The sequence below is a fragment of the Bacillus sp. YBWC18 genome (genome assembly GCF_002998775.1).
Lineage (GTDB): Bacteria > Bacillota > Bacilli > Bacillales > Bacillaceae > Bacillus.
Map to the genome: position 1 here is coordinate 615,491 of NZ_PVRI01000001.1, position 20,896 is coordinate 636,386.

Sequence of the window (20,896 nt, forward strand, 5' to 3'; positions counted from 1 at the left end):
AATGACAGAACAAAAAGTAAGAAAAGAACTGAAAACAGATATGCCGTCGATTTATTCATTTGAGCTTCACGAAATGAAAGAATGGTTAAAAGAACAAGACGAAAAGCCTTTCCGCGCAGCTCAAATTTTTGAGTGGCTTTATGAGAAACGTGTGACATCCTTTGATGAAATGTCTAACCTCTCCAAAGATTTAAGAGAAAAATTAAAAGATCAATTTACAATCACAACTTTAAAAACCGTGATCAAACAAACGTCTCAGGACGGAACGATCAAGTTTTTATTTGAACTGCATGATGGCTATACAATTGAAACAGTGCTTATGCGTCACGAATATGGAAACTCTGTCTGTGTCACGACTCAGGTTGGCTGTAGAATTGGCTGTACATTCTGTGCATCTACACTTGGCGGTTTAAAACGAAACCTTGAAGCGGGAGAAATCGTTGCACAAGTATTAAAAGTGCAGCAGGCACTTGACGAAACAGATGAGAGAGTCAGCTCTGTTGTCATCATGGGAATTGGCGAACCGTTTGATAACTTTGAAGAAATGCTTGCCTTCCTTAAAATCATCAACCATGACAACGGCTTAAATATTGGTGCACGTCATATTACAGTTTCGACAAGCGGAATCATTCCAAAGATCTATCAATTCGCTGATGAGCAAATGCAAATCAACTTTGCTGTATCTCTGCACGCACCGAACACAGAGATCAGAAGCCGCCTGATGCCGATCAATAAGGCATATAAGCTGCCAAAATTAATGGAAGCCATTGAATACTACATTCAAAAGACGGGTAGACGTGTCAGCTTTGAATATGGCCTGTTTGGCGGAGTAAATGATCAAGTTCACCATGCGGAAGAACTTGCAGACCTTTTAAAAGGAATCAAGTGCCACGTAAACCTCATTCCGGTGAACTATGTACCAGAGAGAGATTATGTGAGAACACCTAGAGAACAAATCTTCCTATTTGAAAAAACGCTGAAAGAACGCGGCGTAAACGTAACGATTAGACGAGAGCAAGGCCATGACATTGATGCTGCTTGCGGTCAGCTAAGAGCGAAGGAGCGTCAGGAAGAGACGAGGTGACGAATGTTGATAAGGGCAGCCTTTCTAACCGATACAGGAAAAGTCCGTCAGCATAATGAAGATGATGCAGGTATTTTTGAAGCAAAAGAAGACTCACTTCTCGCTGTTGTAGCAGACGGCATGGGAGGTCATCTTGCTGGTGATGTCGCCAGCAAGATGGCAGTCTCTTCTTTGAAAGAATACTGGGAAAAAACATCTTCAATGCCAGAAAAGCCAGCCGATCAAGAAAGCTGGTTAATGTCAAAAATCAGTGACATTAATGACCAAGTATATGAACATGCGAAAAACAATGAGGAGTGCCAAGGAATGGGGACGACCATTGTGTGTGCGCTCGTTCATTTGCAAACGGTCACAATTGCGCATATTGGAGACAGCCGCTGCTACCTGCTAAGAGAAGGAGCGCTGACCCAATTAACGGATGATCATTCACTTGTGAATGAACTTGTGAAAACAGGTGAAATTTCAAAAGCGGATGCAGAATATCATCCAAGAAAAAATGTGCTCACGAAAGCATTAGGAACAGATAAACGTGTTCAAATTGATGCACGCACCTTTGAAGTGGACCCAGGAGATCAAATCCTGCTTTGCTCAGATGGTCTATCGAATAAAGTAGAAGAAGAGAATTTGATTCATATTTTAACGCAAACGAACGCACCAGAGGAAAAAGTAACAGAGTTAATTCAAACAGCGAATGACAACGGCGGTGAAGATAACATTACAGCAGTACTGTTAGAAATCTCCTCCCAGCCAGAGGAGGGTGACAGCAAGTGTTGATCGGAAAAAGGATCAGCGGCCGTTATCAGATTCTTCGCGTCATAGGCGGAGGCGGAATGGCAAACGTCTATTTGGCGGAGGATATGATTTTAGATCGCGAAGTAGCGATTAAAATTTTGCGGTTTGACTTTGCGAGCGATGATGATTTTATTAGACGATTCCGGCGGGAAGCGCAATCAGCTGCAAGCTTAGATCATTCGAATATTGTCAGCATCTACGATGTAGGGGAAGAAGATGACATTTATTATATTGTCATGGAATATGTCGAGGGGATGACGCTGAAAGAATACATACACGCCAATGGCCCCCTTCATCCGAAAGAAGCCGTTCGCATCATGGAGCAAGTCGTTGCGGCGATGGAAGAAGCCCATGCGAAACAGCTCGTCCACCGTGACATTAAGCCTCACAATATATTAATAGACAATTTGGGGAATATCAAAGTCACTGATTTTGGGATTGCCATGGCACTCAGCTCAGCGACCATTACCCATACAAATTCTGTCCTAGGCTCCGTGCACTATTTATCTCCAGAACAAGCACGCGGAGGTCTTGCAACGAAAAAGTCAGACATCTATTCGCTTGGGGTTGTGCTTTATGAACTCATCTCAGGACGCATGCCATTTGAAGGGGAATCGGCTGTCAGTGTCGCACTGAAGCATTTGCAATCAGAGCCTCCATCTGTGAGGAGATGGAATCCTTCTGTTCCACAAAGCGTGGAAAACATCATTTTAAAGGCGATGGCCAAAGATCCATTTTATCGATATGAAGATGCATCTGAAATGCAAAAAGACTTAAAAACCGCTTTCGATCCAGCCAGATTAAAAGAAAAACGCTTTGTCATTGAAGAAGACCATGAAGCAACGAAAGCGATCCCAATCATTCAAGATCATCTAATCGATCAAGACAATGAAAAAACAGCTGTCCACCCGGCTCAAAAACCGAAGAAAAAAGAGAAACAAAAGCCGAAAAAGAAACGAAAAAAATGGCCATGGATTGTGGCATCCATCTTATTTATATTGACTGCTGCGACAATTTTAGCCATCACTGTGTTTCCAGGGCTGCTTTTTCCAAAAGATGTGGAAGTCACAGATGTATCTGGCATGACGGTTGAAAAAGCAGAAGATGCCTTGAAGAAAGCTGGGTTTACCGTCGCTTCGGAGTCAATAGAGATCGCTGATGAGAAAATTGAAAAAGGTCTCGTCGTCAAAACAGATCCGAAAATCGGCACAAAGGTCAAAGAAGGAACAGAGATTCAGCTTTACGAAAGTACTGGCAAGGAAAAGACCGAATTACCTGATGTTACAGGCGAAAAGGTCGATAAAGCAAAAGAAATATTAGAGAAAAAAGGGTTTAAACAGGTCGTTGTGGAGGAAGTGAATGATAATGACACCGAATCTGGGATTGTCATGGAACAGAATCCATCAGCGAATACAGAGCTTGTAGCAGCAGATGAGGAAGTCACGTTGACTGTCAGCATAGGTCCTGCCGATATTACATTACGTGATTTAACGACGTATAGTAAGCAGGCGGCATCGAATTATTTAGAGGATAACGGATTAAAGCTTGATGAAAAAGAAGCGCATTCTGACGATGTGCCAAAAGGCGAGGTCATGAAGCAGGAACCAGGAGCAGGAACTGCTGTTAAACCAGGTGATACGGTTAAGATTACATTCTCTCTTGGACCGAAGGAAAAACCAGCCAAAACGGTGACTGAAAAGATTGCGATCCCTTATGAACCAGAAACGGAAGGGCAGGAGATGAATGTCCAAATTTCCATTGATGATGCGGAGCATAGCATCTCTGATTCATATGAAAGCTTTAAAATCACTGCGCCGACTGAGCGGACCATTAAGTTTAAGATTGAACCAGGTCAAAAAGGATATTATCAAGTGACGGTTGATGATAAAGTCGTAAGCTCTAAAACGATCGAATACCCTGATGATGAATAAAGGAGGGACTTTATGCCTGAGGGCAAAATTATAAAAGCATTAAGCGGATTCTACTATGTGCTGGATGAATCGCAAGAGAGTGGAAAAGTGGTTCAGTGCAGAGCGAGAGGCATCTTTCGAAAAAACAAAATTACACCTCTTGTTGGCGATTACGTCGTGTATCAAGCAGACAACGATAAAGAAGGCTACTTATTAGAAGTAAAAGAACGGACAAACGAACTTGTTCGTCCGCCTATTAGTAATGTTGATCAAGCGGTACTTGTTTTCTCAGCAGCAGAACCAACTTTTAGTACATCACTTTTAGACAGATTTTTAGTGCTTGTTGAAGCCAATCATATTGAGCCGATTATCTGCATCACTAAAATGGACTTATTGAAAACAGATCAAGAGCGTGAAACTATCGAGGCATATGCAGACGACTATCGGCAAATTGGCTATGATGTTCATTTAACCTCTACGATGGAGGGAGACGGAATTGAGAAGCTGACCCCGCATTTTCACAATAAAATTACGGTATTTGCCGGTCAGTCTGGTGTAGGCAAGTCCTCCCTTTTAAATGCGATGAGTCCTGAATTGGCGCTGAAAACAAATGATATCTCATCCCATCTCGGACGAGGCAAGCATACGACAAGACATGTTGAACTTATTCGAACAACAGATGGGCTCATTGCAGATACTCCTGGCTTTAGCTCGCTCGAATTTACTGGCATCGAAGCAGAAGATCTAGCTCTATACTTTTTAGACATCAGAGAGCGGAGTGCAGATTGTAAATTTAGAGGCTGCCTGCACGTGAAAGAGCCTGGCTGTGCGATAAAAGATGCGGTCGAGCATGATCAAATCAGAGAGTATCGCTATCAGCATTATTTAGAGTTTTTAACTGAAATCAAAGACAGAAAGCCGAGGTACTAAATCATGGTTTATATTGCCCCTTCCATTTTATCAGCAGATTTTGCCAATTTGGAGAAAGATATCCGTGATGTGGAACAAGGCGGTGCGGATTACATTCATATCGATGTCATGGACGGTCATTTTGTACCGAATATTACATTTGGGCCGAATGTTGTCGAAGCGATCAGACCGCATACGCGTCTTCCGCTTGATGTTCACTTAATGATTGAGCAGCCAGACCGGTATATTCCTGCATTCGCAAAAGCAGGCGCTGATATTATTTCTGTTCATGTGGAAGCTTGTCCGCACTTACACCGAACAATACAGCACATTAAAGAACAAGGTGTAAAAGCAGGGGTCGTCTTGAATCCTCACACAACTGTTTCTCACATTGAGCATGTATTAGAGGATGTGGACCTTGTGTTATTCATGACGGTAAATCCTGGTTTTGGGGGACAGGCATTTATTCCATCTGTCCTCACGAAGGTAAAAGAAGTAAAAGCACTGAGTGAACAAAAGGGCTTAACCGATTTACTGATAGAAATAGACGGTGGTGTCAATGTAGAAACTGCAAAGAGCTGCAGGGAAGCAGGCGCTAATTTACTTGTAGCGGGCTCAGCGGTATACGGTAAAGACAACCGCGCAGCAGCGATCCAGGCAATTCGAGAAGCGTAAAGAAAGGAACCAAAGTCTTTGTGATCTTTGGTTCTTTTTATATAGAGAGGAGCGTATATCATGCACATACATATCGTAGCCGGCGGTCCTTTTGGATACATTCCGCCACTTGAACATGAAGCATCACAGAAGGATATTCTCTGGATTGGCGTAGACCGTGGAACCCTCTTCTTACTAGAGCAAGGCATCATCCCTGCCAAAGCCTTTGGTGATTTTGACAGTGTGACAGAAGAAGAGCTTCGGGGGCTGAAAGAAAAATTGCCTGCCCTGAATGTATTTCAAGCTGAAAAGGATGAAACCGATTTAGAGCTTGCGCTGAACTGGGCATTGAGTCAGCATCCAGCACATATTTACATCTACGGTATTACGGGAGGAAGGGCTGATCATTTTCTAGGAAATATCCATCTTCTTTACAAAGGGATTCAGCACAAGCAGAATATCACCCTTGTAGACAAACAAAATATCATTCAAATGTTTGAACCTGGTACATACGAAATAAAAGAAGATCAGGATAAAAAATATGTGTCGTTTCTACCCTTTGGAACACCGGTTGAAAAGCTGACATTAAAAGGTTTCAAATATCCTCTGAAAAATTGTCATATTGAGCCTGGTTCCACACTATGTATTAGTAACGAACTCATCCACTCAAATGGTACTTTTTCTTTTCATGAAGGCATATTAATAATGGTAAGAAGCAAAGATTGACCAACCTATCAATGTGGATGGCTGATTAAGCTCAATTGTGCTGCAAGCGGTACTTTTAGGAGGGGGACAAAATGAAATTTTATACAATCAAACTGCCTAGATTTCTTGGCGGCATTGTCCGTGCGATGCTTGGTTCATTTAAGAAAGATTAATGAGTAATCTCCTTTATTTCCACATAAAAACGCCTGCTACAATTCATTGTAGCAGGCGTTTACTCTTGCTTATACACGCTCAACTTTACCAGATTTCAAAGCTCGAGCTGATACATATACTCTTTTAGGCTTACCGTCCACTAGAATACGAACTTTTTGAAGGTTCGCGCCCCATGTACGTTTTGTAGAGTTCATTGCGTGAGAACGGTTGTTCCCAGCTTTTGTTTTTCTGCCTGTAATAACGCATTTACGTGCCATTTGTTTCCCTCCTAACTGCGAAAACATCATCATATTCTTCATATACGTACTTAGAGATGCCTCAAGATACTTTAATAATTTACCACAGCTTCAAGGGGTTTGCAAGGATTGTTTACTCCTCTTTCAAGAAAAATACCTTGACATCTTGATAAAAAATCGAGGCTATAGTATAAGTAGGATTGGGTCGGATTGAATGATTTCTTTTAAAAAGAAGGGTCTTATAGTAAAATAGTGATAACTCAGGGCAATTTCTCAAAAAGGGGGAACCAATGTGTCCATTGAACTTAGAACGAAATACGGACAAATTGATATATCAAATGAAGTCATTGCAATGGTGGCAGGAGGCGCTGCGATCGATTGCTATGGTATTGTTGGGATGGCGTCCAAAAATCAAATCAAGGACGGCTTGACGGATATTCTCCGCAAAGAGAACTTCAGCCGGGGTGTTCTTGTGCGTCAAAAAGAAGACCGCATTCATATTGATATGTACATCATCGTCAGCTACGGTACAAAAATATCAGAAGTCGCACATAATGTTCAAACGAAAGTCAAATATACGATTTCTCACACAGTTGGACTTTCTGTTGATTCGGTCAACATTTATGTACAAGGAGTAAGAGTTACGAACCCGTAGTAAGGAGGAAATATATTGTCTATTAGAAATCTTGATGGCCGCTCATTTGCAAAAATGATTCTTGCAGGTGCTCACCATCTTTCTCAAAACGCACAAATTGTTGATGCGTTAAATGTTTTTCCAGTGCCAGACGGAGACACGGGGACAAATATGAATTTGTCGATGACTTCAGGGGCAAAAGCAGTTGAAGAAACAAATACCGATCATATTGGGAAGGTCGGCGTGGCCCTGTCAAAAGGGCTATTGATGGGCGCAAGAGGAAACTCAGGCGTGATCCTTTCACAGCTCTTTAGAGGTTTCAGTAAACATATCGAACAAAAAGAAACGATTGATGCAAAAGAATTTGCCCTTGCCTTACAGGCAGGTGTTGATACAGCATATAAAGCCGTGATGAAACCGATTGAAGGGACCATCTTAACGGTTGCAAAGGATGCAGCAAAGAAAGCGGTTGCTGTTTCAGCGGCAGAAAATGACATTGACCGCGTTCTTGAGTTAACGATTGAGGAAGCGAGAGCATCACTTGATCGAACGCCGGATCTGCTTCCTGTTTTAAAAGAAGTGGGCGTTGTCGATAGTGGGGGTAAAGGACTTCTATGCGTATATGAAGGTTTCCTTGCTTCATTAAGAGGAGAGGACCTCCATCTGAAAGCGGCCTCTTTGCCAACGTTAAAAGAACTTGTCAGTGCAGAGCATCATAAAAGTGCACAAAGCCATATGAACACTGAAGATATCGAATTTGGTTATTGTACTGAATTTATGGTGAAATTTGAAGAAGACAAACAGTCCTTTGATGAGAATGCCTTCAGAGAAGACTTAAGCGAATTCGGAGATTCACTTCTTGTGGTGTCTGATGAAACGCTGGCGAAAGTTCATATTCATGCAGAGCAGCCTGGAGATGTCTTATCCTATGCACAGCGCTACGGCAGCCTGATCAATATGAAAATTGAAAATATGAGAGAGCAGCATAGCTCGATTGTGAACGAAGAAAGAGAACACGCGCCCGCTGCACCAAAGGCACCTGCTGCTGAAAAACAGCGCTTTGGAGTCGTCAGTGTCGCAATGGGAGAAGGAATTGCTGACTTGTTTAAAAGTATCGGAGCTTCCGTCGTCATTGAAGGCGGACAGACGATGAACCCGAGCACAGAAGACATTGTCACAGCAATTGAAAGCGTACATGCCGAAACCGTCTTTATCTTACCTAATAATTCTAATATTGTCATGGCAGCGAAACAGGCGGCAACTGTCTCAAGTCGTGAGGTCGTTGTCATTCCGACGAAGACCGTTCCCCAAGGAATGTCGGCACTTCTTTCTCTAAATGAAGCAGCTTCAAATGAAGACAACGAAGCAGCAATGCTAGAAGCGATTGACCACGTGAAAAGCGGCCAAATTACCTTTGCAGTGAGAGATACCCAAATTGATGGAATCGACATTGCCAAAGGCGATTATATGGGTCTCTTTAACGGGAAAATTACCTTAACCGCGAAAAATCAATTAGATGCAGCAAAAGAGCTTTTGACCAAAATGGTGACAGAAGATGATGAGATTGTCACGATCATTAAAGGGGAAGATGCATCATCTGAAGAGATGGATGCGTTAGAAGCCTTTATTGAAGAAACATTTGAAGATGTAGAAGTTGAAGTCCACGATGGAAAACAGCCGCTTTATTCATATATTTTGGCTGTTGAATAACGAAAGAAGGGCAAATAAAGCCCTTCTTCTTCTTTTGCAATTTTTTACTAGTGATTCAACGGTGAAATGAGTTGCGGGAAACGAATGAATCCATTAGTCTAAAGAAAGAACCAAACCAATATGTGAGTGGTTATGAGAGGGGAAGACCTATGAAATTTAGAAGTGTGTTTGATATTATTGGACCCGTCATGATTGGTCCATCAAGTTCGCACACAGCGGGTGCGGCTCGTATAGGGAGAGTGGCTCGCAGCTTATTTGGAAGAGAACCGAAACAAATTGTCGTTTCATTTTATGGCTCTTTTAAAGATACGTATAAAGGACACGGTACAGATGTCGCCATTATCGGCGGTGTTCTTGATTTTGATACATTTGATGAACGCATCAAAACAGCGATTGATATTGCAAAAAGCAAAGAGATCGACATTGAATTTAAAGAAGAAGATGCGGTGCCAGCGCATCCGAATACAGCAAAAGTAGAGATATCAGATGCAAATGGAAAGCTTGAATTAATCGGGATTTCCATCGGCGGTGGTAAAATTGAAATCACTGAACTGAATGGCTTTGAGCTCAGGCTTTCAGGAAATCATCCTGCCATTCTTGTGGTTCATAACGATCGCTACGGCACGATTGCAGCAGTGGCCAATGTGTTAGCGAAATTCGCCATCAACATCGGTCATATGGAAGTGGCACGTAAAGATGTCGGGCAAGAGGCTCTGATGACCATCGAAGTGGATCAAAATATTGACCCAGCTGTCCTATCAGAGCTTGAAACGCTGCCAAACATTATTCAAGTCACACAAATTGCAGAGTAACAACAAGGAGGTTATGAATGATGTTTAAAAACGTCAAAGAACTCGTGCAGCTAACAGAAGAACGGAATACCTCCATTTCAGAAATAATGATCGCGCAAGAAATGGAAGTGACAGGGAAGTCACGTGAAGATATTTTCTCCCAGATGTACCGCAACCTAGAAGTGATGGAACAGGCCGTAGAAAACGGGCTGAAAGGTGTGAAATCATTATCAGGTTTAACAGGCGGAGATGCGGTCAAACTTCAAGCATATATCGCATCAGGCAAAACGCTGTCTGGACATACAATATTAGATGCTGTCAGTAAGGCAGTGGCAACGAATGAAGTCAATGCCGCAATGGGGACGATTTGTGCAACGCCTACAGCAGGCTCAGCAGGTGTTGTGCCGGGTACGTTATTTGCAGTAAAGGAAACATTAAAGCCAACTAAGGAACAAATGGTCAGATTCCTATTCACCTCTGGCGCATTTGGTTTTGTTGTGGCCAATAATGCGAGCATCTCTGGTGCAGCAGGCGGCTGTCAGGCAGAGGTAGGTTCAGCATCAGGTATGGCGGCAGCAGCCATTGTCGAAATGGCAGGCGGTACACCTCAGCAATCTGCTGAAGCGATGGCGATTACACTGAAAAATATGCTTGGACTTGTTTGTGACCCAGTAGCTGGACTTGTCGAGGTACCGTGCGTAAAACGAAACGCAATGGGTGCATCAAATGCGATGATCGCAGCAGATATGGCACTTGCTGGCATCACAAGCCGTATTCCATGTGATGAAGTCATTGATGCGATGTATAAAATCGGTCAAACCATGCCAACGGCACTTCGCGAAACAGCACAAGGAGGACTTGCTGCAACACCGACAGCAAGAGAGCTTGAAAAGAAGATTTTCGGAGGTGTGACCTCATCTCGTGATACAGAAACTGCAAGATAATGTCTCTGTCCTCAAGGGGATTGGAGAAGAAACTGAAAAAACACTCAATGAACTTGGAATCTATACAGTAGCCGATTTGCTTGGCTACTTTCCTTATCGATATGACGACTATGAGCTTCGTAATTTAGAAGAAGTTAAGCATGATGAACGTGTCACAGTTGAAGGGAAAGTGCACAGTGAGCCCGTCCTCACCTATTATGGAAAAAAACGAAGCAGGCTGACATTCAGGCTGCTTGTCGGGCGTTTTCTCATCACAGCGATTTGCTTCAATCGCCCTTATTTAAAACGAAGCCTTGTTTTAGGTGATACAGTATCCGTCACTGGGAAATGGGATAAAAACCGTCAATCCATCATGGTGCAGGAATTTAAAAAAGGGACGCACGAGCAAGATGGAAGTATAGAGCCTGTTTATTCAGTAAAAGGAAATGTAACCGTGAAGATGATGAGGCGTTTTGTAAAACAAGCCCTGTCACTTTATGTAGATAAAGCCGAAGATCCACTGCCAAAGCAGCTTGCCTTTGCCTATAAACTCATGTCCTATCAGGAAGCGTTAAAAACCATTCATCTGCCAGAAACAAGAGAATCGCTCAAGCAAGCAAGACGCCGCTTTGTGTACGAGGAATTTCTCATCTTTCAATTGAAGATGCAGGCAATCAGAAAGAAAGAGCGAGAAAAAACATCAGGCATCCAGCATCCGTTTTCCAAAGAGGCTGTTTTTGAGTTTGTTCACAGCCTGCCATTTCCGCTGACGAAGGCACAATCAAGAGTGCTTGATGAAATTATGTCTGATATGGCATCCCCGTACCGGATGAACCGTCTGCTCCAAGGAGATGTTGGCTCAGGGAAAACAGCTGTTGCAGCCATTGCGCTTTATGCCGCTCATTTATCCGGCTATCAAGGAGCATTAATGGTCCCAACAGAGATTTTGGCAGAACAGCATGCAGATTCACTTTACCAGCTGTTTGAAAAATGGGGACTGAATATCGCCCTTCTGACAAGCTCTGTGAAAGGAAAGCGCCGCAGAGAATTGCTGGAACGTCTAAAAGAGGGCGAGATTGATATATTAGTCGGTACGCATGCGCTCATTCAAGACGAAGTCGAATTTCAGCAGCTCGGTCTTGTTATCACAGATGAGCAGCACCGGTTTGGCGTAGAACAGCGAAAAAAACTAAGAAGTAAAGGGCAGGACCCAGATGTCTTGTTTATGACTGCCACACCTATTCCGCGAACACTTGCAATCACTGTCTTTGGAGAAATGGACGTATCCGTCATTGATGAATTACCAGCCGGCAGAAAACAGATCGAAACGTATTGGGTCAAGCATGACATGCTTGAGAGGATTCTTGCATTTGTGGATAAAGAGCTGAGAAAAGGAAGACAGGCGTATATTATTTGTCCGCTCATAGAAGAATCAGACAAGCTGGATGTGCAAAATGCGATCGATGTCCACAGTATGCTGACAGAGGCTTACCGCGGTAAGTGGTCGATCGGCTTAATGCACGGGAAACTGGCGAGTGACGAAAAAGATCAGGTGATGAGAGACTTTACAGCAAATGAAGTTCAAATTCTCGTTTCAACCACAGTCGTTGAAGTCGGGGTCAACGTACCGAATGCGACTATCATGGTCATTTATGATGCAGACCGCTTCGGACTGTCTCAGCTTCATCAGCTCAGAGGCCGGGTTGGACGCGGAGAGCATCAATCATTTTGTGTTTTAATGGCGGATCCAAAATCAGAAACGGGGAAAGAGCGGATGCGGATCATGTCCGAAACAACCGACGGCTTTGAGCTGTCTGAAAAGGACTTAGAACTAAGAGGACCCGGCGATTTCTTCGGTAAAAAACAAAGCGGAATGCCTGAATTTAAAGTAGCAGATATGGTTCATGACTACAGAGCGCTGGAAACTGCTAGAAAAGATGCGGCAGAACTTGTGCAATCAGACGCATTTTGGACAGACCCCGAATACAAAGAACTTCGGCAAACACTTGTAGACAGCGGGGTGCTGGGCGGAGATAAATTAAGCTGATCAAGCGCTGGAGGAATTTTCTTGTCTTTTTGAAACAAGGATTGATTTATCATCTATGAGATTATATACTACTATTAGTACCTAGTCATAAATGTACGGATGGTGTCTGCATATGAAACTAAATAAAAAAGAACGTCAAAAGCTTCTCCAGCAAACGATCAGCTCGACTCCGTTCATTACTGATGAAGAATTGGCAAGTAAATTCGGTGTAAGCATTCAAACGGTTCGTCTTGATCGTTTGGAACTGTCGATTCCTGAATTACGCGAAAGAATTAAGCATGTGGCCGAAAAGACATTAGAGGATGAAGTGAAGTCACTTCCGCTGGATGAAGTGATTGGAGAAATGATTGATGTAGAGCTTGATGACCAAGCCATTTCCATTTTAGAAGTGAGAAAAGAGCATGTATTTAGCCGAAATCAAATTGCCAGGGGACATCATCTCTTCGCCCAGGCAAATTCGCTCGCAGTAGCCGTCATCGACGATGAACTGGCGCTGACAGCAAAAGCGAATATCAGATTTACAAGGCAGGTTAAACAAGGCGAACGAGTCGTCTCAAAAGCTAAAGTAGCCTCACATGATAAAGAAAAAGGCAGAACTGTAGTTGAAGTAAACAGCTATGTCGGTGAGGAAGTTGTCTTCTCAGGTGACTTCGTCATGTATCGCTCAAAACAAAAGTAAAAGGTGGCACGTAATATGAGAATTGCAGTCGATGCAATGGGGGGAGACCATGCCCCTAAAGCCATTATTGACGGTGTGCAAAAAAGCTTAACGGCATTTTCAGATATCGAGATTACACTTGTCGGCGATGAAAACAAAATCAAACCATACATAACAAATAACGAGCGCATCACGATTTTAGATGCAAAAGAAGTCATTGAACCGACAGATGAACCAGTGCGTGCAGTTAGACGTAAAAAGGATTCATCTATGGTGAAAATGGCGCAGGAAGTATCCGAGGGACGTGCAGATGCCTGCATCTCAGCAGGAAATACTGGAGCTCTCATGACAGCAGGATTGTTTATCGTAGGCAGAATCGACGGCATAGACAGACCGGCACTTGCTCCAACACTGCCAACACTTGATGGCAGCGGGTTTTTATTACTGGATGTCGGCGCAAACGTTGATGCCAAACCAGAACACCTTGTGCAATATGCCATGATGGGATCAATCTACGCAGAGCGTGTCTTTCCAAAGAGCAATCCGCGCGTTGGATTGTTAAATGTAGGAACAGAAGATAAAAAAGGCAACGATCTCACGAAAAAAACCTTTGAATTATTAAAAGCATCAGACTTGAATTTCGTAGGGAATGTGGAGTCTCGTGATTTACTAGAAGGTGTTGCTGATGTTGTTGTCACAGATGGTTTCACAGGAAATATCGCCTTGAAAACGATTGAAGGCACAGCCCTTTCTGTATTTAAAATGCTGAAAGAAACATTAACATCCAGCTTCACAGCAAAAATAGCAGCTGGCATGATGAAGCCGAAATTGATGCAGATGAAGTCTAAAATGGATTACTCCGAATATGGCGGTGCCGCTTTATTTGGTTTAAAAGCACCTGTCATTAAAGCACACGGCTCCTCTGATGAAAACGCCATTTTTCATGCAATTCGTCAGGCACGTGATATCGTAGAAAAAGACGTTTCAGCCATCATTCATCAAGAAGTCCAAAAAGAAACCACGAACGAGTCTTAATGGAGGTAAAGCAGCATGACTAAAATTGCATTTTTATTCCCTGGCCAAGGCTCTCAAAAAATTGGCATGGGAAAAGATTTATTTGACCAAGAAGCAGTATCTAAAGCTGTATTTGAAGAAGCAGACAAGACCCTCGGTTTTGACTTATCTTCGATGATTTTTGAAGGAGATGCAGAAGAACTGACGCTCACTTATAACGCGCAGCCAGCTCTTTTAACGACAAGTATCGCCATCTTAAAGAAATTTGAAGATAGCGGAATCAAAGCAGATTACGCAGCAGGACATAGCCTTGGTGAATATACGGCTCTCGTTGCAGCAGGCGCACTTTCGTTTCAAGATGCTGTCTATGCAGTAAGAAAGCGCGGCGAATTAATGAACGAAGCTGTTCCAGCAGGAGAAGGCGCCATGGCAGCGATTCTTGGTTTAGATCAAGCGGCGCTTCTAGAAGTGACAAAAGAAGTGACAGAGAGCGGTCACCTTGTAGAACTCGCTAACCTAAACTGTCCTGGTCAAATCGTCATCTCTGGTACAGCAAAAGGTGTAGAACTAGCTTCAGAGAAAGCGAAAGAAAAAGGCGCAAAACGTGCGATTGCCCTTGAAGTGAGCGGACCTTTCCATTCTGCCTTAATGAAACCAGCCGCTGAAAAATTCACAGATGTTCTGTCAAAGCTAGACATTTCGGATGCCAAAACACCAGTGATCTCAAATGTAACAGCAGACATCGTCACATCTCGTGATGCTATTGAGACAAAGCTCATTGAACAATTGTATTCTCCTGTTCGATTTGAAGAAAGTGTGGAACGCCTCATTGATTTAGGCGTGACAACGTTTATTGAAATTGGTCCGGGCAAAGTACTTTCAGGCCTTGTGAAAAAGGTCAATCGCCGCCTGACAACCATTTCTGTTTCAGATCAGGAAACAATTGAAGCAGCTATTCAAACATTGAAGGAGGATTCTTGATGCTGACAAATAAAACAGCCGTTGTAACAGGTGCATCACGCGGGATTGGCCGTTCCATCGCGATCGATTTAGCGAAGAATGGTGCAAATGTTGTCGTCAACTATTCTGGAAACGAAGCAAAAGCAAATGAAGTCGTAGACGAAATCAAAGCACTTGGCCAGCAGGCATTTGCCGTTAAAGCTGATGTTTCAAATGCTGAAGAAGTACAAGCGCTCATGAAACAAGCGATTGACACATTTGGTTCAATTGACATCCTTGTCAATAATGCAGGGATCACAAAGGACAACCTGCTCATGAGAATGAAAGAAAATGAATGGGATGACGTCATTAACATAAACTTAAAAGGGGTCTTTAACTGTACAAAAGCCGTGACACGTCAAATGATGAAACAGCGCAGCGGAAGAATCATCAACTTGGCTTCAGTGGTTGGCGTATGTGGAAACCCTGGACAAGCAAACTATGTTGCAGCAAAAGCTGGCGTCATCGGGTTAACGAAAACAACAGCAAAAGAGCTGGCAACCCGTCATATTACAGTCAATGCAGTAGCACCAGGCTTTATTTCGACAGATATGACAGACAAGCTTGATGAGAATGTGCAGTCTGAAATGCTCAAACAAATCCCGCTTGCACGCTTTGGTGCACCTGAAGATATTAGCAACGTCGTTGTCTTTTTAGCTTCAGAAGGAGCAGGTTATATTACAGGCCAAACCATCCAAGTAGATGGCGGAATGGTTATGTCCTAAGAAATATCAAAATTTCATTAGGTTTTCTCTAGTTTTTTAAAAACGAATCAACTATAATACTTTGAGGGGAGGTGAAAGGCAATGGCAGACGTATTAGAGCGTGTATCAAAAATTATTGTAGACCGCCTTGGCGTTGATGAGGCTGACGTGAAAATGGAAGCTTCATTTAAAGAAGATTTAGGCGCTGATTCCCTTGATGTAGTTGAGCTAGTTATGGAACTTGAAGATGAGTTCGATATGGAAATTTCTGACGAAGATGCTGAAAAAATTGCAACAGTCGGTGACGCTGTGAACTACATAAATAGCCAGCAATAAGCGTAACAAAGTCCCGTCTATTTTCATGACGGGACTTTGAAAATTTATGTTAGTTTCAACACATTCAGCTGATCAATTGTCAGCCTTTTTCAGATGCTAAGGAGCAATGTTTCCTTGCATGTAGAAAGAGAGACTCCATATAATCAGTATCCTTAAAGGCGATTAAGCCTACCTGGAGGTTGCTATGCCAAAACACTATAAAGACAAACAGAAACAGAGCAAAAAACTAGAGCAATTTAGAGAGTTCCAGCAGCGCATTTCTGTACACTTTCAAAATGAAAAACTTCTATATCAAGCCTTTACGCATTCCTCTTATGTGAATGAACACCGGAAAAAGCCATACGAGGATAATGAAAGACTTGAATTTCTAGGAGATGCTGTTTTAGAATTGACGATCTCTCAATTCTTATTTGCGAAATATCCCGCGATGAGCGAGGGAGATTTAACGAAACTAAGAGCGGCAATCGTATGTGAACCGTCACTTGTGTCTCTGGCACATGAGCTGTCCTTCGGTGACCTTGTTCTTTTAGGAAAAGGCGAAGAAATGACAGGCGGGAGAAAACGACCAGCACTCTTAGCGGACGTATTCGAGGCGTTTATCGGCGCACTTTATTTAGATCAGGGGCTGGTGCCAGTGGAACGATTCCTAGAAGCCTATGTCTATCCGAAAATTAACGATGGAGCGTTCTCGCATGTCATGGACTTTAAAAGCCAGCTGCAAGAATTCGTTCAGCGCGATGGAAAAGGTGTACTGGAATACCACATCCTGCATGAAAAAGGACCAGCACATAACCGGGAATTTGAAGCAAATGTGTCCCTTCGCGGAGAAGTGCTCGGAATTGGAAATGGCCGCTCTAAAAAAGAAGCAGAACAGCATGCTGCACAGGAAGCACTTGCTAAATTGCAGAAACATCATATGAACCAATAAAATCCCCCTCGTCATTCAGGGGGATTTCACTCTGTTTTCCATCATCTTTTTTCACTTCATATGGTAAGATGATAGTACTTTAAATACATAAGGAGGATCACTCTCATGTTCCTCAAACGTTTAGACGTGATAGGATTCAAATCTTTTGCACAGCGAGTGACCGTGGACTTTGTCAAAGGGGTCACAGCTGTTGTTGGACCAAACGGAAGCGGCAAAAGTAATATTACCGATGCCATCCGCTGGGTACTTGGAGAACAATCAGCGAAAAGCCTCCGCGGAGGAAAAATGGAAGACATCATTTTTGCAGGAAGCGACTCAAGAAAAAGAGTCAATCTAGCAGAGGTGACTTTAACATTAGATAACGAAGATCACTTTTTACCGATCGATTTTCACGAAGTCAGTGTGACAAGAAGAGTCTATCGTTCAGGAGAAAGTGAATTTCTCATAAACAATCAATCTGTCCGCTTGAAGGATATTATTGACCTTTTCATGGATTCAGGTCTTGGAAAGGAAGCTTTTTCAATCATCAGCCAAGGAAAGGTAGAGGAAATTCTATCAAGCAAGGCAGAAGAGAGGAGAAGCATCTTTGAAGAAGCGGCTGGTGTTTTGAAATATAAAACAAGAAAGAAAAAAGCCGAGAATAAACTGTTTGAAACGCAGGACAACTTAAACCGAGTAGAAGATATTCTGCATGAACTAGAAGATCAAGTAGAACCATTAAGAATGCAGGCATCTATTGCAAAGGACTATTTGCAAAAAAAAGAAGAGCTTGAAAATGTCGAAATTGCCTTAACTGTCCATGACATCGAAGCACTTCATGAAAAATGGACAACACTTGGTGAAGCTGTCGAGCGCTTCAAACAAGATGAAATGAAGCAGTCCACAGATATTCAAGCAAAAGAAGCCAAAATTGAAGAGTCAAGAGACCGCATTCAAGCGCTTGACGAATCAATTAATGATCTGCAAGAAGTTCTTCTTTTCACAAGTGAGGAATTAGAAAAGCTTGAAGGAAAAAAAGAAGTATTAAAAGAACGGAAAAAAAATGCAGCTGCAAACCAAGGACAGCTAGAAGAAACGCTCATTCGCTTAACTGAAAAGCAGACGCAGTTAACCGAAAAGATTCAGCAGCAGAAAATCACGCGGGACAGCCTTCAAAAAGAAGTGCAACAGCTAAAAGATGAAGTGAAAACAAAGCAGCATCAACTGTCGCTCCATAGTGAAGATGTGGAAGGTCAAATTGAACAGCTAAAAAGCGATTATTTTGATCTGCTTAATGAACAGGCTACCATCCGCAATGAACGTAAATTACTAGAAGAACAGCAGCGCCAAGCGGCCATGCAGCTGGAGCGGCTCACGCAAAACAACCAAAAACACATCGAAGAACGTGTGTCTGTCAAAGAAAAGAAAATAGAAGCTGAGCAGCAGCTTTCCGCACTTGAAGAAGACATACTGGGTCAGGTCAAGCGCTTTAGGGAAGCGGAACAAAAGCTTGAGCAAATGAAACGTCAATACGAGAAAAAAGAAACGGCTCTTTACCAAGCCTATCAATATGTGCAGCAGGCAAGATCGAAAAAAGAGATGCTAGAATCCATGCAGGAAGACTTTTCAGGCTTTTTCCAAGGAGTGAAAGAGGTCTTAAAGGCAAAAGATCGTGTAGGCGGTATTCACGGTGCCATTGCAGAGCTGATTCAAACAGATCAGCAGCATGAGACAGCGATTGAAATCGCGCTAGGCGCAGCAACGCAGCACGTAGTCACAGAAAATGAAGCAGCTGCGAGACAAGCAATTGCATACTTAAAGCAGCACTCCTTTGGACGTGCGACCTTCCTGCCAATGAATGTGATCAAAGAACGAACCATTCAGCATAGGGACGTCCAAACAGCTGAGCAGCATGCTGCATTTATCGGTGTAGCAAGTCACCTTGTTTCCTTTGATGAAAAGTATCAAAAAGTCATACAGAACTTGCTTGGAACGGTTCTTATCGTTAGAGACTTAAAAGGCGCCAATGAACTGGCAAAAATGCTTGGTCATCGTTATCGCATCGTGACCCTTGATGGAGATGTCGTGAACCCCGGCGGTTCAATGACCGGTGGCGGTGTAAAGAAAAAGAACAACTCCCTTCTTTCAAGAAACCGGGAGATCGAAACATTAACAAAGCAGCTCGTTGAAATGGAAGAAAAAACAACGATCCTTGAAAAAGAAACAAAAGAAACGAAGCAATTGATTGCAGCAAACGAAAGCCAATTAAACGAATTGCGTCAGCGCGGAGAAACCCTTCGAGAAAAGCAGCAAGAGCTCAAAGGGAAGCTATACGAACTGCAAGTAGCCGAAAAAAATATTAATGCTCACCTTGAACTCTATGATCAAGAAAAAGAAGAATTGCAGCAGCGTTCTACTGAACTTACAGATAAGGACAAAAAGCAGGCAGCCCTTGAAGTTTCAATAGGGGAGAAACTGACCACGCTTGATCAAGAGATCAATACATTAACAAAGCGTAAGCAGACTCAAAGCTCAACGAAAGAAACCATTTCTGCCGAATTAACCGAGCTGAAAATCTCGCTTGCCAAAAAAGAGCAGTCCTTAGCGAATGAACAAGAAAAGCTTTCGAGCTTAATGGCCGAATTAGAAGAGGCTGAACAAACGCTGATGGAAACAAAAGAAGACCTGTCACTCTTAACAAGTGAAATGACGTCTAGCTCAAGCGGAGCAGAACAGCTGGAAGAAGCGGCGAAAGAGAAACTGGAAAACAAAAACAAAACAACCGCACTTATTTCAGAGCGTCGTAAACAGCGCCTGGCTCTTTCTGAAACGTTAGAATTTGCTGAACGTGAATTGAAAGAACAAAAGCGTCTTTACAAGCAGCTCACCACAAGCTTAAAAGATGAAGAGATTAAGCTTGGCCGTATGGAAGTTGAGCTCGACAACCTCATCGCTTATTTGAACGAAGAGTATGCCCTTTCGTTTGAAGGGGCAAAAGAGATGTATCATCTGACGTTATCACCAGATGAAGCAAGAAAACGAGTGAAGCTGATCAAATTAGCCATTGAAGAGCTAGGAACAGTGAACTTAGGCAGCATTGATGAGTATGAACGAGTAAATGAACGATATCTCTTTTTAACAGAACAGCGAAACGATCTGACAGAAGCGAAAAATACATTATTCCAAGTCATCGAAGAAATGGATCAAGAGATGACAAAGCGCTTCTCTGAAACATTCTCGCAAATCCGCGGGCATTTCGAATCGGTTTTCCAAGCATTATTTGGCGGCGGAAGAGCAGATCTTAAGCTGACAGATCCAAACGATTTATTAAACTCTGGCGTTGATATTGTCGCGCAGCCGCCAGGGAAAAAACTGCAAAACTTAAGCCTGCTTTCAGGCGGAGAGAGAGCATTAACAGCGATTGCTTTACTATTCTCTATTTTAAAAGTCAGACCTGTTCCATTCTGCGTGTTAGATGAGGTAGAAGCGGCGCTTGATGAAGCAAATGTTTTCCGCTTTGCGCAATATTTAAAGAAATACAGCCAGGAAACACAGTTCATTGTCATTACGCACCGTAAAGGAACAATGGAAGAAGCAGATGTGCTCTACGGCGTTACTATGCAGGAGTCAGGCGTTTCAAAGCTTGTATCCGTCAAACTAGAAGAAACGAAAGAGCTTGTCCAGTAATTAAAGGAGGTTTTTGAACCAA

General features: G+C 42.8%; 20 protein-coding genes. 19 read left to right on the forward strand and 1 reads right to left on the reverse strand.

Annotated elements, in window-relative coordinates; genetic code table 11:
* Window position 1: 1 nt before the first annotated feature.
* The 7 genes from rlmN to spoVM all read left to right on the forward strand — a co-directional run bounded on the left by rlmN (window position 2) and on the right by spoVM (window position 6,227).
* Window positions 2-1,084, forward strand: a complete 1,083-nt coding sequence (rlmN, locus tag C6348_RS03250) for a dual-specificity RNA methyltransferase RlmN (RefSeq protein ID WP_034662441.1) — start codon at window positions 2-4, stop codon at window positions 1,082-1,084.
* A 3-nt stretch (window positions 1,085-1,087) separates the two neighbouring features.
* On the forward strand, window positions 1,088-1,858 hold the full coding sequence (locus tag C6348_RS03255) for a Stp1/IreP family PP2C-type Ser/Thr phosphatase (RefSeq protein ID WP_106041858.1): 771 nt from the start codon (window positions 1,088-1,090) through the stop codon (window positions 1,856-1,858).
* Entirely contained in the window at window positions 1,852-3,807 is a 1,956-nt protein-coding gene (pknB, locus tag C6348_RS03260) for a Stk1 family PASTA domain-containing Ser/Thr kinase (protein ID WP_106041860.1), read from the forward strand. Before C6348_RS03255 ends, pknB begins: the two co-directional genes overlap by 7 nt.
* A gap of 12 nt (window positions 3,808-3,819) precedes the next feature.
* Entirely contained in the window at window positions 3,820-4,716 is an 897-nt protein-coding gene (rsgA, locus tag C6348_RS03265) for a ribosome small subunit-dependent GTPase A (protein ID WP_106041862.1), read from the forward strand.
* A 3-nt stretch (window positions 4,717-4,719) separates the two neighbouring features.
* A complete protein-coding gene (gene rpe, locus C6348_RS03270; RefSeq protein WP_106041864.1) occupies window positions 4,720-5,370 on the forward strand; it encodes a ribulose-phosphate 3-epimerase in 651 nt (216 codons plus the stop codon).
* Between the two features lie 60 nt (window positions 5,371-5,430).
* On the forward strand, window positions 5,431-6,075 hold the full coding sequence (locus C6348_RS03275) for a thiamine diphosphokinase (protein ID WP_106041866.1): 645 nt from the start codon (window positions 5,431-5,433) through the stop codon (window positions 6,073-6,075).
* A 71-nt stretch (window positions 6,076-6,146) separates the two neighbouring features.
* On the forward strand, window positions 6,147-6,227 hold the full coding sequence (spoVM, locus tag C6348_RS03280; protein WP_008354550.1) for a stage V sporulation protein SpoVM: 81 nt from the start codon (window positions 6,147-6,149) through the stop codon (window positions 6,225-6,227).
* A gap of 69 nt (window positions 6,228-6,296) precedes the next feature.
* On the opposite strand, the gene rpmB is transcribed toward spoVM, so the two are convergent.
* The gene (rpmB, locus tag C6348_RS03285; RefSeq protein WP_003212514.1) at window positions 6,297-6,485 is read right to left on the reverse strand and encodes a 50S ribosomal protein L28; all 189 of its coding nucleotides are present in this window, start codon (window positions 6,483-6,485) and stop codon (window positions 6,297-6,299) included.
* A gap of 271 nt (window positions 6,486-6,756) precedes the next feature.
* Here rpmB and C6348_RS03290 point away from each other — a divergent pair, with 271 nt between their 5' ends.
* The 12 genes from C6348_RS03290 to smc all read left to right on the forward strand — a co-directional run bounded on the left by C6348_RS03290 (window position 6,757) and on the right by smc (window position 20,874).
* Complete coding sequence (locus C6348_RS03290; protein WP_003211680.1) at window positions 6,757-7,119, forward strand: Asp23/Gls24 family envelope stress response protein; 363 nt, start codon at window positions 6,757-6,759, stop codon at window positions 7,117-7,119.
* A gap of 15 nt (window positions 7,120-7,134) precedes the next feature.
* Complete coding sequence (locus C6348_RS03295) at window positions 7,135-8,808, forward strand: DAK2 domain-containing protein (RefSeq protein ID WP_034662426.1); 1,674 nt, start codon at window positions 7,135-7,137, stop codon at window positions 8,806-8,808.
* Window positions 8,809-8,957: 149 nt separating this feature from the next.
* Entirely contained in the window at window positions 8,958-9,620 is a 663-nt protein-coding gene (gene sdaAB, locus C6348_RS03300) for an L-serine ammonia-lyase, iron-sulfur-dependent subunit beta (RefSeq protein ID WP_034662425.1), read from the forward strand.
* Window positions 9,621-9,640: 20 nt separating this feature from the next.
* On the forward strand, window positions 9,641-10,543 hold the full coding sequence (sdaAA, locus tag C6348_RS03305) for an L-serine ammonia-lyase, iron-sulfur-dependent, subunit alpha (RefSeq protein WP_034663849.1): 903 nt from the start codon (window positions 9,641-9,643) through the stop codon (window positions 10,541-10,543).
* Window positions 10,521-12,569 carry an ATP-dependent DNA helicase RecG gene (recG, locus tag C6348_RS03310; protein ID WP_106041868.1) on the forward strand — a complete coding sequence of 683 codons (2,049 nt, stop codon included), beginning with the start codon at window positions 10,521-10,523 and terminating at the stop codon, window positions 12,567-12,569. The genes sdaAA and recG overlap by 23 nt, the downstream gene beginning before the upstream one ends.
* A gap of 112 nt (window positions 12,570-12,681) precedes the next feature.
* Complete coding sequence (fapR, locus tag C6348_RS03315; protein WP_024424199.1) at window positions 12,682-13,248, forward strand: transcription factor FapR; 567 nt, start codon at window positions 12,682-12,684, stop codon at window positions 13,246-13,248.
* A gap of 15 nt (window positions 13,249-13,263) precedes the next feature.
* Window positions 13,264-14,262, forward strand: a complete 999-nt coding sequence (plsX, locus tag C6348_RS03320; protein WP_058014010.1) for a phosphate acyltransferase PlsX — start codon at window positions 13,264-13,266, stop codon at window positions 14,260-14,262.
* A 15-nt stretch (window positions 14,263-14,277) separates the two neighbouring features.
* Window positions 14,278-15,222: an ACP S-malonyltransferase gene (fabD, locus tag C6348_RS03325; protein ID WP_106041870.1), complete on the forward strand. Its 945-nt coding sequence runs from the start codon at window positions 14,278-14,280 to the stop codon at window positions 15,220-15,222.
* Window positions 15,222-15,965, forward strand: a complete 744-nt coding sequence (gene fabG / locus C6348_RS03330; RefSeq protein ID WP_060596235.1) for a 3-oxoacyl-[acyl-carrier-protein] reductase — start codon at window positions 15,222-15,224, stop codon at window positions 15,963-15,965. Before fabD ends, fabG begins: the two co-directional genes overlap by 1 nt.
* An 81-nt stretch (window positions 15,966-16,046) precedes the next feature.
* Entirely contained in the window at window positions 16,047-16,280 is a 234-nt protein-coding gene (gene acpP / locus C6348_RS03335; protein WP_003212028.1) for an acyl carrier protein, read from the forward strand.
* Between the two features lie 184 nt (window positions 16,281-16,464).
* Window positions 16,465-17,208, forward strand: coding sequence for a ribonuclease III (rnc, locus tag C6348_RS03340; protein WP_106041872.1), 744 nt, complete (start codon window positions 16,465-16,467; stop codon window positions 17,206-17,208).
* Window positions 17,209-17,313: 105 nt separating this feature from the next.
* Entirely contained in the window at window positions 17,314-20,874 is a 3,561-nt protein-coding gene (gene smc, locus C6348_RS03345) for a chromosome segregation protein SMC (protein WP_106041874.1), read from the forward strand.
* Window positions 20,875-20,896 lie beyond the last annotated feature (22 nt).

Bases quoted from the DNA above. Each gene is read 5' to 3' on its own strand.
- rlmN (WP_034662441.1), top strand. From the start codon at position 2: ATGACAGAACAAAAAGTAAGAAAAGAACTGAAAACAGATATGCCGTCG.
- C6348_RS03255 (WP_106041858.1), top strand. From the start codon at position 1,088: ATGTTGATAAGGGCAGCCTTTCTAACCGATACAGGAAAAGTCCGTCAG.
- rsgA (WP_106041862.1), top strand. From the start codon at position 3,820: ATGCCTGAGGGCAAAATTATAAAAGCATTAAGCGGATTCTACTATGTG.
- rpe (WP_106041864.1), top strand. From the start codon at position 4,720: ATGGTTTATATTGCCCCTTCCATTTTATCAGCAGATTTTGCCAATTTG.
- C6348_RS03275 (WP_106041866.1), top strand. From the start codon at position 5,431: ATGCACATACATATCGTAGCCGGCGGTCCTTTTGGATACATTCCGCCA.
- spoVM (WP_008354550.1), top strand. From the start codon at position 6,147: ATGAAATTTTATACAATCAAACTGCCTAGATTTCTTGGCGGCATTGTC.
- rpmB (WP_003212514.1), bottom strand. From the start codon at position 6,485: ATGGCACGTAAATGCGTTATTACAGGCAGAAAAACAAAAGCTGGGAAC.
- sdaAB (WP_034662425.1), top strand. From the start codon at position 8,958: ATGAAATTTAGAAGTGTGTTTGATATTATTGGACCCGTCATGATTGGT.
- sdaAA (WP_034663849.1), top strand. From the start codon at position 9,641: ATGTTTAAAAACGTCAAAGAACTCGTGCAGCTAACAGAAGAACGGAAT.
- fapR (WP_024424199.1), top strand. From the start codon at position 12,682: ATGAAACTAAATAAAAAAGAACGTCAAAAGCTTCTCCAGCAAACGATC.
- plsX (WP_058014010.1), top strand. From the start codon at position 13,264: ATGAGAATTGCAGTCGATGCAATGGGGGGAGACCATGCCCCTAAAGCC.
- fabD (WP_106041870.1), top strand. From the start codon at position 14,278: ATGACTAAAATTGCATTTTTATTCCCTGGCCAAGGCTCTCAAAAAATT.
- fabG (WP_060596235.1), top strand. From the start codon at position 15,222: ATGCTGACAAATAAAACAGCCGTTGTAACAGGTGCATCACGCGGGATT.
- acpP (WP_003212028.1), top strand. From the start codon at position 16,047: ATGGCAGACGTATTAGAGCGTGTATCAAAAATTATTGTAGACCGCCTT.
- rnc (WP_106041872.1), top strand. From the start codon at position 16,465: ATGCCAAAACACTATAAAGACAAACAGAAACAGAGCAAAAAACTAGAG.
- smc (WP_106041874.1), top strand. From the start codon at position 17,314: ATGTTCCTCAAACGTTTAGACGTGATAGGATTCAAATCTTTTGCACAG.